The sequence below is a fragment of the Sutcliffiella horikoshii genome (assembly GCF_021991925.1).
Taxonomy (GTDB): Bacteria; Bacillota; Bacilli; order Bacillales; family Bacillaceae_I; genus Sutcliffiella_A; species Sutcliffiella_A horikoshii_F.
This window is the reverse complement of record NZ_RXZI01000006.1, coordinates 137,071-150,492: the sequence shown is the minus strand read 5'-3', so window position 1 is coordinate 150,492 and position 13,422 is coordinate 137,071. Positions and strand designations below refer to the sequence as shown.

Here is a 13,422-nt window from a genome sequence, read left to right as displayed (position 1 = left end):
CCCGTTACTCGATAATATTTTCCAAACCATACACCAGTACTTCCAAGGACATAATCGTTTCGACTGATAGCTTCACTCCTGACATGAAGCTTGCCCGATTGTAAGAATCGTGCCTGATTGTCAAGGACTGTCCTTCTCCGCCAAACATCACTTCTTGGTGTGCAACAAGACCTGGAAGTCTCACACTATGTATACGTATTCCGTCTTTAGTTTCAGCCCCTCTTGCCCCTTTGATTGTTTCTTCTTCCTCAGGGTGGCCTTGACGTTTCGGCTCCCTTGTCTTTGATATCAACTCAGCTGTCTTGATTGCCGTGCCAGACGGTGCATCCAGTTTTCGATCATGATGTAATTCCATAATTTCCACGTCCTGAAAATGTTTTGCTGCCATTTGCGCGAATTTCATCATCAGGATGGCTCCCACAGCAAAGTTCGGGGCTATGATAACACCGATCTTTTTGGATTCGGCAAGCTCTGTCAGTTCCTGAAGTTCCTCTTCATTAAATCCTGTCGTACCGACAACAGGACGTATGCCATACTCCACCGCAAGTTTTGTATTAATTTTTCCAATTTCAGGTGTGGTCAGGTCTATCAGGACATCCGCTTCCACTTCTTGAAAGCATTGTTCCGGATCGCTATAGATAGGTGCCGCAATGGATGGAAACCCATCAACTTCGGAAAGCAACTTCCCTTCGTTCACCCTATCCAGACACGCCACTAATTGAAAATGATCTACATTATGTATCAAATCAACCGCTTCACGCCCCATGCGTCCACGCGGTCCAGCCAGTATAATCTTGATGTTGTCCATTATTCCTCTTCCTCCTCAATTCTTGTCCATCTATCTTTGTCCCGCGTCTGAAACTTTTCCATCACGCGGTCGTGCGCTTCTTGTAAATCTATATTCAAAGAATTGGCAAAGCAAATCATGACAAACAACATGTCACCTAACTCTTCTTCTACCGTATTCTCTTTTTCTGTACTCTTTTTCGGCTTTTCACCGTAATAGTGGTTGATCTCTCGAGAAAGCTCGCCAAGTTCCTCCGTCATTCTTGCAAGCATGGCAAGAGGGCTAAAATACCCTTCTTTGAACTGGGAGATATACTTGTCCACTTCCTGTTGCATCTCTTGCATTGTTTTTTCACTCATACACGTCACCTCACTTTATCATGTTAGCTAAAACCCTATCATTTGACAAATGTTTGAGCTTGATGGAAGAATGTGTTCAAAAATCGGTAGGAAGCTATACCATTTCTTAAATCCCATTTACTTCTCTCTTCCATGTCTATTATAATGGAGAGGCTGTAAACTATCTAGGTCTTGGAGGTTCACCATGTTAAAAGGCTTAAAAATCAAAAATATCATCTACATATTAATTGGATCTGCCATCTTCGCATTTGGTTTAGTAAACTTTAATATGCAAAACAATCTTGCAGAAGGCGGCTTTACAGGTATTACCCTACTTTTATATTTCCTTTTCAGATTTGACCCTTCCTACACAAATCTATTGCTGAATATCCCGATATTTTTTATCGGATGGAAGCTTCTTGGAAGGAATACGTTCTTTTATACATTGATTGGCACATTTAGTTTGTCGGTTTTCTTATGGATTTTTCAAAGAGTTCCGTTAATGTTCCCGTCCCTTGAAGATGATTTGACGTTGGCTGCTTTGTTTGCCGGAGTGTTCATCGGTATTGGATTGGGTATCATTTTTAGATACGGAGGAACGACAGGGGGAGTCGATATCATTGCGCGCCTCGCTCATAAATATATCGGGTGGAGCATGGGGAAGGCAATGTTCCTTTTTGACGCAGTGGTCATCGTATTGTCACTCATCATGTATCTTACCTATCAGGAAGCTATGTATACACTTGTGGCAGTTTTTGTTGCAGCCCGTGTCATCGACTTCATGCAGGAAGGTGCTTATGCAGCTAAGGGTGCAACCATCATTTCCGATAAGCATGAAGAGATCGCCACTAAAGTCCATCAGGAAATGGACCGCGGGGTTACCATCCTGCGTGGGCAAGGTTCCTTCTCAAAGCTCGAGCGCAATGTTCTCTACTGTGTAGTCGCGAAAAACGAGTTGGTCAAGCTGAAAAATGTCATCACCTCCGTTGATCCACACGCCTTTGTCGCGGTCAGTGATGTTCATGATGTGCTTGGCGAAGGTTTTACATTGGATGAGAATAAGAATCCGGTGGAGCGGTAAGGTTAGATTGCACTAAGTTGGCAGCTGTATATTGGTTAATAGGCCTTCATCCTGGTGATGAAGGTCTTAACTTTTGGATTACTGCTAGAGATTGTTATCAACCCAAGCTCATCCTAGAAATTTGCTCCAGATTGTCTTTATCGACCTCATAATGACAATCTCACCTTAGTAAACCGCTCCAGATTGTCTTTATCCACCTCATAATGACAATCTCACCTTAGTAAACCGCTCCAAATTGTCTTTATCCACCATACAATGACAATTTCACCTTAGTAAACCGCTCCAGATTGTCTTTAATCACCTTATAATGACAATCTCACCCTAAGAAACCGCTCCAAATTGTCTTTTAACAAAAAGCAGCCCACAAAAGGGCTGCTCCATAAAATCATCTACGTATCCTATTCCCGACTTCCCAAATATATTAAGATGAATCTCGTCAACTCCGCCACAGCCACAGCAGCTGCTGCAACATATGTCAACGCGGCCGCATTCAATACTTTCTTGGTTTCTCGTTCCTCATAGTTATTGATTATCCCAAGTGATACCACTTGGTCCATTGCCCTGTTGGAAGCGTCAAACTCCACTGGTAGTGTCACTAGCTGGAACAATACAGCAGCAGCCATAAAGATGATTCCGATAAGGATCAGGTTGCTTGCTCCAAAAATAAGACCCGCGAATATGAGGAAAAAAGACATATTCGAACCGAGACTTGCTACAGGCACAAGCGAATGGCGGAAGCGCAAAAATGCGTAATCCTGGTTATCCTGAATCGCATGGCCCACCTCATGAGCTGCTATCGCTGCACCTGCGATGGAATTTCCGTGATAGTTGTGAGAGGATAGACGAATCGTTTTCGATCTTGGATCATAGTGATCAGTCAAATGTCCCCTTGTTTCCTCCACCTTCACATCGTAAATCCCGTTATCGTGTAGTATTTTTCGTGCGACCTCTGCCCCAGGCATTCCTGAAGAAGAAGCAACTCTGGAATATTTTTTATAAGCGCTCTTTACTCTTGACTGTGCCCACAATGGGACAATCAGCAAGAAAGCGAAATAGATCAGATACATTCCTAATCCCATTAGTAAGTCCCTCCTTAGCTCTATATCCGCTAAATGTAGTCTTCCTATTAGGATTATTTTATTTGTTCTTTTTTATCCCTGTCAATCTTTAAGCTTTTTCCGCATCTCCAGCTTTTTGGCACCGAGGTATTTTCGGAAGCCAACGTAGGACAGAGTCAGCAAAATAATGCTTCCTGTAGAAATCATCACCCATAAAAGTGATGGATCTGTTTCGTCTTCCTTGAGCTCTTTAAAGAGGGCTTTCAGGTCTGCTTCAATAACTTCCATGTCATTGAATTCCTCACTATGGGAAAGTAATGCTTGTCTATTTTTATCCAAATAATCGATGTGAGCATCAACCTTTTGGATGTGTTCAGGTTTAACATCCAGGCGAATGCTTGGATGGATCATATCATATTCAAGCAAAAGACGTCTATACAATTGTTCATAGGAATCACTATCACGCGTGTCCACAGAATCTTTCAGCTGTTGAAACGTCATTACCATCGTATCTTCCATCTCTACCCACATCGGCTGGTGCTGGGATGTCATAGCATCCACTGCCAAACGCAATCTTATGACCGCCCTCACCTTCTCCTCGTGTGGCAAGGTAACATCGCTAAGCGAACTGAGTGATTGCTGATGAGCAACAGAAATGATTCGGACTTCACTCATTGGTATTTGCTGATTTCCAACCATAAGCTTTGTAAACTCATCCGAAAATATATCAAGCAGATTATGTGCCTCCACATATCTTTCGGTTCTTACAAGTTGAAGGGCATCATCCATGATGAAATTCAAAGCAAACGGCTGCAACGGTTCATGAGAGTGTGCCTTTATTCCACTAGGAAAAAGAAGTAGTAATAGTAGTATGGCAATAATTAGATTTTTTGCTTTCATCGCTTGTCCCTCCCATATTCTCTACTACATGTTATGAGAGGGTGGACAAGGTTAGAACATTAATCCAAGGATAACTTCATCCTGTTATGCCTTAACGAAAAATAATACGCGACCGCAATGGAAAATATGCTAAGCCAGAATGTAAAATAGCCGATCTGTGGTAAATATTTCATAAGACTGCCGTACCAAGGCATCATTTTGAATACATAGTCAATAACATCATTATGTAAAGTCCAAATCCCTGCTGCGACAAGATGCCATATTTTAAAACGATAATATGGGCTATATAATATGCCTTGCACAGCCATTGCACCATGGGAAACAATCAGCATATAGCCTTCTATCGGCAAGTGACCCGTTTCCACGAGGGTTAAAATATTCATTACGACTGCCCAGATACCATACTTCACAAGCGTAATGATCGCTAATGCTTCAAAAAGCCTAAAATTCTTTTTCAAAATAAAGCCTACCAAAACAAAACAGAAAAACAGGCTGGCAGTGGGACTGTCTGGAACAAATATAAGAAAGATGGCAGGTGTTTGTTCAAGTTGATACCCATACCATATATATCCGTAAATTGTTCCTAAGACATTGATGATTAATACCAACCATAACATCACTGGTGTTTTTAGAAGGTGTATAAACCAAGTCAACATAATTTATCCTCACTTTTTCTCGATAGATGTTTCCATTATACAAAAAAGCTGGCTAAATTAGCCAGCTTTCTCATTATTCTGCTTCCGCAGCAAGTTCATTCATTTCAACTAGGTAGTCAGCAAGGACTTGAAGCTCTTCGTCCGATCCTTGGAATTGCCCAGCAGGCATTGTGCCAATACCATTAACAGCAATATCTTTATAGTCGTCCGCAGTATATTCCTCGTGGTGTCCGAGTAATGAAGGTGCCAAGCCCGGGTTACCCTGTAGGTTATCACCATGACAAGACAAACAGCTTGCTTGTAGAAGCTGGTAGCCTTCTGCTTCTTCATCAATTTCAATTGCTAACTCATCCGTGATTTCCCCTTGCTCTGCAGCAGCTTCCCAGTCATGAGAATCTACAGACTGCCAAGTTAAGAAGAAGATAGATGCGATACCTAAAAGCATTAATCCAGTGGCAATTGGACGCTTACTTGGGCGACGCTCTGGTCCACGATCAAGGAAAGGAGCTAATAATAAAGCACCGAACGCAAGACCTGGCATGATCATTGCACCGATTACAGTGTATGGTCCAGCTGCATAACGATATTTAAGTAGTTCATATAAGAATAAAAAGTACCAGTCTGGTAACGGGATATACGCAGTATCAGTTGGATCTGCGATACGCTCTAGAGGCGGCTCATGAGCGACGGTCAAGCAAAGGAATGCGATTAGGAAAACCGCACCGACCATCCATTCTTTTAATAAGAAGTTCGGCCAGAATGCTTCCGTTTTACCAGGAAACTCTGAGTAATCTTTTGGGATGTTAGGTTTTCGTACTGCTGGGACACGGGAGTCACCAACAAACTTCATACCTTTTCCTCTATGCATATAGGTTCCCCTCCTTTGTTATCAGTAATAATGAATCTTATAGCGGTCCTGAAATACCTTGCTTACGGATCATGACAAAGTGAGCTCCCATCAATCCGAAAAGGGCAGCCGGCAAGAAGAATACATGAATCGCAAAGAAACGAGTCAACGTCTGTGCACCGACGATTTCAGGGTGTCCGGCAAGTAATGTCTTCACTGCATCCCCGATGATCGGTGTTGCTGCAGCAATCTCAAGACCTACTTTTGTCGCGAATAACGCTTTCATATCCCAAGGTAATAGATAACCTGTAAAACCAAGACCTAACATGACGAAGAAGATAAGTACTCCTACAACCCAGTTAAGTTCACGTGGTTTTTTATATGCACCTTGGAAGAAAACACGTAGTGTATGTAAGAACATCATTACGATAACCAAACTCGCTCCCCAGTGATGCATACCGCGAACGATTTGACCGAACGCTACTTCATTTTGAAGATAATAAACGGATTCCCACGCATTTTTAATATCCGGAACATAGTACATGGTCAGGAACATACCCGATAATACCTGGATGACTGTTACGAAGAACGTCAATCCACCGAAACAATAAACGAATGCGGAGAAGTGATGTGCTGGGTTTACGTGCTCAGGTACCTCGTGGTCAGCGATATCGCGCCACATCGGCGTAATATCTAATCGTTCGTCAACCCAGTCATAAATCTTATTTAACAATTATTACGCCTCCCCTTTAGGCTTCGCGCTACCTAGGTATACTTTTCCATCTTCCACTTTGTGTTCATACACATCAAGTGGAGCAAGTGGTGGAGTATTAGGTACGTTGTCACCATTTTTTTCATACAAGCCGTAGTGGCATGGACAGAAGAATCTGTTAGGATTTGCTTCGTCGGATGCCCAGTTCACCGTACAGCCAAGATGTTTACATACAGGTGATAAAGCAATTACATCACCATTTTCGGATTTGAAAATCCATGCCGATCTTGGTTCTTCGGATTCGTACCATGCATCAACTTGATCGATTTTAAAGTCAAAACGTTCTGGTTCAGTTGTCAGTTCACTCTCTTCACAAACATAAACCATTTCTTGGTCTGCACCAGCTTTCAAAACTGGATCAATTGCAAAACGGACCATTGGCATCAGCATACCTGCTGCCATGAAACCGCCTACACCAGTAAGGGTATAGTTCAAAAATTGACGTCTAGACACGCGATGGTTTTTCTCGCTCATTGTTTTCCCCCCTCTATAGAAAGAACTAAGTCCATACGGACAGTAGATGATAACACATAGAAAACTAGGACATTCTCATGATATATCAATCTTGTCCCAAGGTCAATAATCTCCTGACCCGAAAAAATGGCAAGGTTGTGACTTATTTCAGATACTTTGAAAATATTTTCTCATTTCTATTGCTTTTTTAATATCATTTTGCTTACAAGGGTCCCTTTGGGGGTATTTTGTGCAATTTCTGGCACTTTTAGTCTTGCCATTTTTGAATGAACATCGGCAGTAGTTGATTCATTTGATCCTGGATGATTTTCTTTTTGTACTTTTCTTCCATATCCTCCAGCGGGATCGCAGGCAACCTAACTAGTTTTCCTTCAAGCTCTTGTTCTGACTGGCTCCAGGAAGCGTCGGAGGTCATAAGGAAAACATGTTTAATATTATCCTTTTTAATATGTAGACTTAAATTATTCAATTGGTTGACTTTGTTCTCCGGTAAGTCTGATTCTATATAGGTGTAAGAAGGTAATAATATCACTCTCCCTTTAAATTGCCTTTCTAATTCATGACTCAATATGTTTATATACTCACCATGGGACGCGATCGTTTTGATGTTGTCACTGAAGCTGATTGGCATAAGGGGAATGATGACGGTATCAATATATTCTTTTGCTTGTACGTATTGGGTGATATCCTTGCTTGTCCATTTCATGAGTGATTTCAGCTCTTTCTCTTTGGATTTAGTGTCGTTCTTTAAATATAAGTTCTGTACTTGTAGAGGTCAAATATTTTAAAGAACGCATGATCTTTGAAAGCTTTAGAAGCAAATAAAAACCCCCAATTGATGAATTGGGGGTGAAGGAAACTTATAGTCTCTTCAATTGACTTGTCAATTTCCGAAATGCATCTTCGTCCTGTCGATCAAGGGCATCGTCAATCATTTTAAGCAGTTTCTCTTTTTGGAAGGTGTAAATGGACTCCTCTAGCATCCGTTCTGCGAGGATCCGGTCCTTCTCATTGATTTGGGACTGCTTTGGCATAAAAGGATTATCCTCAAGCACCGCAGCATATTGAGGCGAGTGATAAACAGAACGGAAATTCAATTGGATGTAGATGTCCTCATCTCGATTGAGCCTAATATCATGAAAGGACTTTTCAGCATCTGTTGTCATGACATTTTCTTTATAGAATCGGAACGGCACTTCTTCTACACAATGGGTTGACATGATAATACCGCGTGGGCAAAATTGGGCTTGCTCGACAAAGTGAACTTTCTTCATCAACTGGTCATGACTCATCAAATAGTTTAAAATCCATACACATTCACGTCTTTTTAACTGATAGTTTCCCAAGAACCACCTTATAAAGTCCTTCTTCTCGTTGACAGATACAGGGGTAGCCACAACTATCGTCCCTCCTCTGCGTAGAATATTCCCTACTCTTGTAAATTTAAATACAGATCCTGCAACTCTATGTTGGTTGGGTCTAGTTGTATTAGTTTCTCAAAAAGCGGCTTTGCTTCTTCTCGTTTCCCTTCCTCTAATAAAAAGTGTGCATAATCATAAAGGAAGCTGCTGTCATCTTTAAAAGAAGTATATGCATGACGGTAATGGTTTAATGCATCAGAATATCTTTCTGTTTTTTGGTAAGCGACGGCCAGGTCCCAATCGTACTGAGGATCTGTTTCACCAAAGTTGATAAGTTCTTTCAGGCAGTCTATAACATCTTCATAGCGTTCTTCCTGCAAGAAGATTTTCGTTAGTGTTAAAGCTGCTTCTACATAACCTGGATCAATGGCAATGGCTTCCCTTAGCAATTTTTCGGCTTCCTCAACATTCTGTTGTTTCATTGCCACCTTTGCTCCATAAACCTGCAATTCTTTGTTATATTCATTTACTGCCAAACCTTCTTTTGCAACGCGCAGGCTGTCTTCCAATAGTCCTTCATGCTCATATGCTTTTGCAAGATACAGATAAAGAGAGGAGTATTCATAATCCAATTCTTTTACCTGATTAAGTTTTTCGATACTTGTCTTGAAATATCCTGCCTGAAAAGCGGTAAAACCGTATTGAAATAATACGTCAATTTTCAACTCTTTTTGCAACGCCTGGTCGAAATAAGGCATCGCCTCTTCAAATTGGCCTGTGGCACTGTAGCATTCCGCCAATCTTTCTTGTAAGGAGAAGTCTAGTTCATCTGCATGTGGAAGTACTGATTGATAAAATGGAATGGCTTTTTTATAATCACCTTGGGATAAATATACCTCTCCAAGTGCCAGACTGATAATTGGTTCATTGGGAGCAAGCTTTTTGGCAGCAAGCAATTTCTGCTCACTCACTTCGTATAATCCCTGTGCCTGATAAAGATCTGCCAAAAGAAGCAGGGACTGGACATAAACATCGTCCTCTTCCGAAATATTTTCAAGCAAGCCCATCGCTTCGTCTTCTTCATCCAGATCGATGTGTACTTCCGCCAAAGAAATGATCAGATCTGATTCATTCGGAAATTGGTAAAGGAGGTTCTTGAAAAGTTCCTTGGCATCTTCTAGCATTCCCAGCTGCTGATAGATCTGTGCAGTCTGGAACAGGTCCTCTTCCCCGAACTTAGTTTCATTCTCTTTCAACAAGGAAAGTCCTTTTTCGATTTCTCCATTATCTATTAGTTCTAAAGCTTGATCGATTACTGTGTAAGACAAAATACTACTTCCCTTCGTTTTAAAATCCTAGAGTCCCGCCGGCCGGAAACAGCATTTCTATTTCTAAACCTTCTCGTTCAGCAAGAAATGTCCGGGCATTGTCACCGTACATTCATTACCAAAACCGGGTCGGAATAAAACATCCTCGCCAACTCTGATAATGGTACCTTTATTGACCGTAACTTCTGGAATATGACTATCATAATCCAGATTTTCAATAGTTTCAATAATATGGCCCTCGGGTGACAAATAGAGATTATAGTCTAATTCTCCACCAACCCTCAATTCTCCTTTAGTTGGATAGATACCAATTTTCATGAGAAGGTCTAAATCAAGGGGCTTTCCGGCTTCCGGACAATGGATGGAATGGGACAACCTTTCTTTTTTCATCATTACTTTCCACTCTTTTTTCTTCTTCGCTTTCTTGGAGGAGGTGAGGTTCTGCCAACACGGCAAGAAGGTTATCGGGAACTGATAAAGGCTATCCTTGACCCAGCCCCATGGAATGGATGGAAATTCACTATCATCCTCCATTTGCAGAAAGACAGCCGAGATTTTTTGGCGTCTACATTGCCTCGCAAAAGATGCTGTCAGTCTTTTCAGGGGAATCCTCACGGCAAAATAATAATCTAAAGGGCTATTCAATAAATTGGTCCTGGCTTTTTTGAGTGCGGGCAAAAGATCTTGTTCTCGTTGGATGGTTATCAAGGAGAGAAGGGTTGTACAGCCTTTTTTCAGATAGTTCTCAGTGATGTATTGCTTAAAGTCCAGAAAGGGCATCTGTTCAAGGTTATCTACAATCATGACATGGCCGGGTGTCAGCACATAAGGGGAAATATCCATTCTCATGGAACGTGAACTCGTAAAAGGTCCTTCTTTCATATAATGGACTTTATTGTTTTTCACGAGTATGTTGCTTTTGAGGAGTGAGTTATTGTTCTTGACCATATTTGCTGCTTCCATAATATATTCCATAGCATCCCCCTCTTATATTCGTCTTAAGACAAGCTATGCTTGAGAAGGGGGATATATTCTATGTACTTGGTGATTGAAGGTAAGAAAATATTGGGGAATTGCTAGATAACCGACATACCCCCTCGCGGTACCATTTTCGGATTCGGGCTATTTTAGATCTAAATCGGGCGAAAATTTGGATTTACGGGCGATTCTAAGGACTTATTGGGCGATAATCTCAACTTACGGGCGAAAATAAGATTTTACGGGCGAACCGTTGTAATCATCCGCGCCCAAAACTCTTCATATACCCCCACCTTCTAGATCCGAGGGCTAAAGCAAAAAAATACAGCAAACTAAAAGGGCCCACCACCATGGACCCCCTCATCTTCGTTACCCTCTTCTCAAACTCTCCATATGCTCAAAGAAGCTTGGGTAGGAAACGTTGATAGCTATATCATTTTGAAGGATTGTCTCTCCATCCGCAATCAAGCTTGCAATGGCCCCCATCATGCCTATCCGGTGGTCCCCGTAGCTATCAAGGGTGCCGCCATGCAACTTTGTTTTGCCCTTTATAATCATGCCGTCCTCTGTTGCTTCTATGTCTGCTCCGAGTTTTTTCAACTCGTTCACGACTGTATCGATACGGTTTGTTTCTTTTACCTTCAGCTCTTCCGCATCCTTGATGATGGTTGTCCCTTCCGCTTGCGTCGCCATCAAAGCGATGATCGGCACTTCATCTATCAACCGCGGAATGATGTCTCCGCTAATTTCCACTCCATTAAGATCTGAAGTTTCCACTGTAATATCAGCATATGGTTCCGGACCATCCTCTACAACATTGGAATAGGAAAGGCTCGCCCCCATATTCTTCAGCACTTCCAATATACCTGTTCGAGTAGGATTCAACCCGACTCGTTGCAACGTTAGCTTGCTTTGCGGCACAATCGCACCTGCCACTAAGAAAAAGGCAGCTGACGAGATGTCTCCAGGAACGACAATGTGAAGGTCGGAAACCAACTCTTGACCGCCAGCTACACTCACCTTTCCGCCTTCCCCTTCTGAAACGTCCACACCAAACGCCCGTAGCATCCTCTCCGTATGGTCGCGAGATTTAAAAGGTTCCTTGACGCTCGTTACCCCTTCTGCCTGCAACCCTGCCAAAAGAATGGCAGATTTCACTTGTGCGCTTGCTACAGGTGACACGTATTCAAGGCCGGTTAAACCTCCACCTTGAATAGAGATGGGCGTGAAATTGCCATCCTGGTTCCCTTGTATCCTAGCTCCCATGTCACGCAATGGAACAGTAACCCGCTTCATTGGTCTTTTAGCGATAGACTCGTCCCCTATCAGCACAGAGTGAAAAGGTAAGCCGGAGAGAATCCCCATCATTAACCTGGCTGTTGTTCCTGAGTTTCCTACATCCAATATTTCTGATGACTCTTTCAGTCCTTTCAATCCCTTTCCATATACCGTCACATTAGAGCCGTCCTGTTCAATCTTCACGCCAAGTTTGGAGAAACAACTGATCGTACTTAGACAGTCATCACCAGGAAGGAAATTTTCCACTGTTGTTTTGCCACTAGCCATGGAACCAAACATGACGGAACGGTGAGATATCGATTTATCTCCTGGAATCTGTATGGTTCCTTTCAACCCACTTACTGTACCTGTAAGTTTTTTCATTACACTCTCTCCTAACTAAACAATATATGTTTCGTACATGGTGTATTTCCGTAAACATATTTCTGCAGATTGTCGATCGTCCTCTGATTGGAAACTAAGTCTCAACACCCCATAAATCTCTTCTCTTGTTTCCATGATCCGAATATTGGTGATGCTTATTTTTTCTTTTGCAAGAATGCCTGTTATCTCAGAAATGATACCAGGGTAGTCAGGAACATCTACGTACAAATCATAAAAGGATGGTATTGCTCCCTTTGCCTTTACCGGCAAGCCGTCACGGAACTCCTTAGCCTTGCTGAAGTATTCAAGCAAGAAGGCTTCGTTATTTTGTGACAAGTGGTCCCTCACGACTTCCATTTGCTCCATCCATTGATTTAAGAGTGATAAAATGGTTTCTTTATTATGTATCAAGATGTCTTTCCACATAGTCGGGTTGCTCGATGCGATCCTTGTGATGTCCCGAAAGCCACCAGCTGCAAGTCTTGAGACAAAAGGATTAACAGATTGCATGTCTTCTGCCTGGTGAACAAGGCCAGCCGCCACGACATGAGGGAAATGGCTGATGACTCCCGCCACCAAATCGTGTTCTGCCGCTGACATGGTAATAAAATTGGCCTTCGTACCGGCAAGCCACATTTTTGTTAAGGCTATCTCTTTTGGGTTGGCTTCCTCCTTAAATGGAGTAAGCACATAAAAAGCATTTTCAAAAAGATGGCTTTTGGCAGCAATCACTCCGCTTTTATGTGATCCCGCCATTGGATGTCCCCCTATGAATGTAACATTATCTTGGGGGAAAAGGGTAGACGCTAAAGTTGTAATACTATTTTTTGTGCTTCCTACATCGGTAATCACAACCTGTGGTTTCGTGAAAGTAAGCTTGCTTAAACGCTTTAGTACTTCGTTTGCCTGCATGACAGGTACAGAAATGACGATAAAGTCTGCATGTTTCGCTTCCGTATCATACTCTTCACAGAACTCATCAATGACTTTCAACGATTTCGCCAATTTTGCCTGTTGTAGATTAATATCGTACCCGATTATATCTGCATTAGGATGTTCTTTCTTTATAGCAAGGGCTATCGACCCACCGATGAGCCCAAGGCCAATCACTAACACTTTCCCTTTCATGTCACTTCACCGCCTGATGTCTATGTATATGTAAATAGAGAGGATATCTCCT

15 protein-coding genes are annotated in these 13,422 nt (G+C 42.1%); 1 reads left to right on the top strand and 14 read right to left on the bottom strand.

Translation table 11 applies throughout. The annotated features are described in order from the left end of the window. Positions 1-4: 4 nt before the first annotated feature. Together dapB and EKQ44_RS15760 are read right to left on the bottom strand one after the other, a co-directional pair. Positions 5-808, bottom strand: coding sequence for a 4-hydroxy-tetrahydrodipicolinate reductase (gene dapB, locus EKQ44_RS15765; protein ID WP_237664501.1), 804 nt, complete (start codon positions 806-808; stop codon positions 5-7). Beyond that, positions 808-1,146, bottom strand: a complete 339-nt coding sequence (locus EKQ44_RS15760) for a nucleotide pyrophosphohydrolase (RefSeq protein WP_237664500.1) — start codon at positions 1,144-1,146, stop codon at positions 808-810. Before EKQ44_RS15760 ends, dapB begins: the two co-directional genes overlap by 1 nt. 184 nt (positions 1,147-1,330) lie before the next feature. On the opposite strand from EKQ44_RS15760, the gene EKQ44_RS15755 reads away from it, so the two are divergent. Next, a complete protein-coding gene (locus EKQ44_RS15755) occupies positions 1,331-2,206 on the top strand; it encodes a YitT family protein (protein ID WP_237664499.1) in 876 nt (291 codons plus the stop codon). Between the two features lie 398 nt (positions 2,207-2,604). On the opposite strand, the gene EKQ44_RS15750 is transcribed toward EKQ44_RS15755, so the two are convergent. The 12 genes from EKQ44_RS15750 to EKQ44_RS15695 form a co-directional block, all read right to left on the bottom strand. Next, positions 2,605-3,285: a zinc metallopeptidase gene (locus tag EKQ44_RS15750; protein ID WP_237664498.1), complete on the bottom strand. Its 681-nt coding sequence runs from the start codon at positions 3,283-3,285 to the stop codon at positions 2,605-2,607. An 81-nt stretch (positions 3,286-3,366) separates the two neighbouring features. Continuing rightward, positions 3,367-4,164: a sporulation protein YpjB gene (gene ypjB, locus EKQ44_RS15745; protein ID WP_237664497.1), complete on the bottom strand. Its 798-nt coding sequence runs from the start codon at positions 4,162-4,164 to the stop codon at positions 3,367-3,369. A 59-nt stretch (positions 4,165-4,223) separates the two neighbouring features. Continuing rightward, entirely contained in the window at positions 4,224-4,817 is a 594-nt protein-coding gene (gene lhaT, locus EKQ44_RS15740; RefSeq protein WP_414491340.1) for a lipoprotein heptaprenylglyceryl N-acetyltransferase LhaT, read from the bottom strand. A gap of 76 nt (positions 4,818-4,893) precedes the next feature. After that, a complete protein-coding gene (locus EKQ44_RS15735) occupies positions 4,894-5,688 on the bottom strand; it encodes a menaquinol-cytochrome c reductase cytochrome b/c subunit (RefSeq protein WP_237664495.1) in 795 nt (264 codons plus the stop codon). Between the two features lie 37 nt (positions 5,689-5,725). Then, positions 5,726-6,400 carry a menaquinol-cytochrome c reductase cytochrome b subunit gene (gene qcrB / locus EKQ44_RS15730; protein ID WP_047968947.1) on the bottom strand — a complete coding sequence of 225 codons (675 nt, stop codon included), beginning with the start codon at positions 6,398-6,400 and terminating at the stop codon, positions 5,726-5,728. 3 nt (positions 6,401-6,403) lie between these two features. Beyond that, positions 6,404-6,913 (bottom strand): ubiquinol-cytochrome c reductase iron-sulfur subunit, encoded by a 510-nt coding sequence (locus EKQ44_RS15725; RefSeq protein ID WP_237664494.1) that lies wholly within the window; start codon positions 6,911-6,913, stop codon positions 6,404-6,406. A 247-nt stretch (positions 6,914-7,160) separates the two neighbouring features. Beyond that, entirely contained in the window at positions 7,161-7,619 is a 459-nt protein-coding gene (locus tag EKQ44_RS15720) for a YpiF family protein (protein WP_237664493.1), read from the bottom strand. 154 nt (positions 7,620-7,773) lie between these two features. After that, entirely contained in the window at positions 7,774-8,310 is a 537-nt protein-coding gene (locus tag EKQ44_RS15715) for a ReoY family proteolytic degradation factor (protein ID WP_237664492.1), read from the bottom strand. A gap of 32 nt (positions 8,311-8,342) precedes the next feature. Then, the gene (locus EKQ44_RS15710; RefSeq protein WP_237664491.1) at positions 8,343-9,602 is read right to left on the bottom strand and encodes a tetratricopeptide repeat protein; all 1,260 of its coding nucleotides are present in this window, start codon (positions 9,600-9,602) and stop codon (positions 8,343-8,345) included. A 63-nt stretch (positions 9,603-9,665) separates the two neighbouring features. After that, positions 9,666-10,577, bottom strand: coding sequence for a hypothetical protein (locus EKQ44_RS15705; protein WP_237664490.1), 912 nt, complete (start codon positions 10,575-10,577; stop codon positions 9,666-9,668). Positions 10,578-10,949: 372 nt separating this feature from the next. Then, on the bottom strand, positions 10,950-12,242 hold the full coding sequence (gene aroA / locus EKQ44_RS15700) for a 3-phosphoshikimate 1-carboxyvinyltransferase (RefSeq protein ID WP_237664489.1): 1,293 nt from the start codon (positions 12,240-12,242) through the stop codon (positions 10,950-10,952). 15 nt (positions 12,243-12,257) lie between these two features. Further along, the gene (locus EKQ44_RS15695; RefSeq protein ID WP_237664488.1) at positions 12,258-13,370 is read right to left on the bottom strand and encodes a prephenate dehydrogenase; all 1,113 of its coding nucleotides are present in this window, start codon (positions 13,368-13,370) and stop codon (positions 12,258-12,260) included. Positions 13,371-13,422 lie beyond the last annotated feature (52 nt).

What these genes read in the sequence shown, in the direction of transcription:
- EKQ44_RS15725 (WP_237664494.1), bottom strand. Translation starts at nt 6,913, where the DNA reads ATGAGCGAGAAAAACCATCGCGTGTCTAGACGTCAATTTTTGAACTAT.
- EKQ44_RS15760 (WP_237664500.1), bottom strand. Translation starts at nt 1,146, where the DNA reads ATGAGTGAAAAAACAATGCAAGAGATGCAACAGGAAGTGGACAAGTAT.
- EKQ44_RS15695 (WP_237664488.1), bottom strand. Translation starts at nt 13,370, where the DNA reads ATGAAAGGGAAAGTGTTAGTGATTGGCCTTGGGCTCATCGGTGGGTCG.
- aroA (WP_237664489.1), bottom strand. Translation starts at nt 12,242, where the DNA reads ATGAAAAAACTTACAGGTACAGTAAGTGGGTTGAAAGGAACCATACAG.
- ypjB (WP_237664497.1), bottom strand. Translation starts at nt 4,164, where the DNA reads ATGAAAGCAAAAAATCTAATTATTGCCATACTACTATTACTACTTCTT.
- EKQ44_RS15755 (WP_237664499.1), top strand. Translation starts at nt 1,331, where the DNA reads ATGTTAAAAGGCTTAAAAATCAAAAATATCATCTACATATTAATTGGA.
- EKQ44_RS15750 (WP_237664498.1), bottom strand. Translation starts at nt 3,285, where the DNA reads ATGGGATTAGGAATGTATCTGATCTATTTCGCTTTCTTGCTGATTGTC.
- EKQ44_RS15735 (WP_237664495.1), bottom strand. Translation starts at nt 5,688, where the DNA reads ATGCATAGAGGAAAAGGTATGAAGTTTGTTGGTGACTCCCGTGTCCCA.
- EKQ44_RS15705 (WP_237664490.1), bottom strand. Translation starts at nt 10,577, where the DNA reads ATGGAATATATTATGGAAGCAGCAAATATGGTCAAGAACAATAACTCA.
- dapB (WP_237664501.1), bottom strand. Translation starts at nt 808, where the DNA reads ATGGACAACATCAAGATTATACTGGCTGGACCGCGTGGACGCATGGGG.
- EKQ44_RS15720 (WP_237664493.1), bottom strand. Translation starts at nt 7,619, where the DNA reads ATGAAATGGACAAGCAAGGATATCACCCAATACGTACAAGCAAAAGAA.